The following is a 232-nucleotide window of genomic DNA, read 5'->3' as shown; positions in this document are numbered from 1 at the left end:
CACGCAGCTCAAGCACCTGAATGTGCAGCTGGGAAGCCTGCCCGTGCTCGAGGACATCTCCCTGCACCTGCACTGCGGCGAGATGACCGCGATCATCGGGCCCAACGGCGCGGGCAAGACCACCGTGTTCAAGGCCATCCTGCAGCAGGTGCCCTACCAGGGGGAGATCACCTTTTGCAACGCGGCCGGCTCCCGAAGGGGCAAGCCGCGCATCGGCTATGTGCCGCAGCAT

1 protein-coding gene is annotated in these 232 nt (G+C 65.5%); it reads left to right on the top strand.

Translation table 11 applies throughout. The annotated features are described in order from the left end of the window. Positions 1-232: ATP-binding cassette domain-containing protein (locus ACMUOY_RS20815; protein WP_413894607.1), on the top strand; the 232-nt coding region annotated here is incomplete at both ends.

Source organism: Candidatus Skiveiella danica, assembly GCF_022705245.1.
Taxonomy (GTDB): domain Bacteria; phylum Pseudomonadota; class Gammaproteobacteria; order Burkholderiales; family Burkholderiaceae_C; genus Skiveiella; species Skiveiella danica.
This window is presented reverse-complemented; position numbering and strand designations above follow the sequence as displayed.